The sequence below is a fragment of the Vibrio sp. Y176 genome (assembly GCF_033438945.1).
Window position 1 is genome coordinate 1 of record NZ_JAWOQS010001230.1, and the last position, 508, is coordinate 508.

Here is a 508-nt window from a genome sequence, read left to right on the forward strand (position 1 = left end):
TTTATGACTCGTAAGGTCGACACCGCAGCCGACCTTGATGAACAAACGCTCACGAAGATTGCAGAAATGACTGGCGGACAGTACTTCCGTGCGCGAGATGCCGAACAACTTGAAAAGATATACGACACAATCAACAAACTGGAACCTGTATCAAGCGATACCCAAACTTGGCGGCCTCAGTCCGAATGGTTCCCATATCCATTGAGTGCAGCTTTAGTGCTTTCTATGTTGTTGTTCCTGCTAAGGAGAAAACATGGCTGAGTTTACTTTCCTTAACCCATATTGGTTACTGGGACTGATAGCAATCCCCTTCGTACTCCTGATTAATCAAAAATTTAGAGCGAAAAAATCCGCGCTGATTGCCCCGCACCTCGCCAAAATGCTTGGGCAGACCACCCAGTCCAAACCCTATTTTACGATTTGGGGCTTGGCTTGGGCGATTGCCTGCGTAGCGCTCGCTGGGCCGAGCTGGCAATCAAATACACGTCCAAGCTTCGAGCTAAGCCAA

The 508-nt window shown here is 48.6% G+C and carries 2 pseudogenes; both read left to right on the forward strand.

The features are described 5' to 3' along the window. Positions 1 to 261, forward strand: a pseudogene (locus tag R7O13_RS31125) (IMP dehydrogenase); the annotation flags it as partial. Further along, a pseudogene (locus R7O13_RS31130) lies at positions 254 to 508 on the forward strand (hypothetical protein); the annotation flags it as partial. The pseudogenes R7O13_RS31125 and R7O13_RS31130, both read left to right, overlap by 8 nt.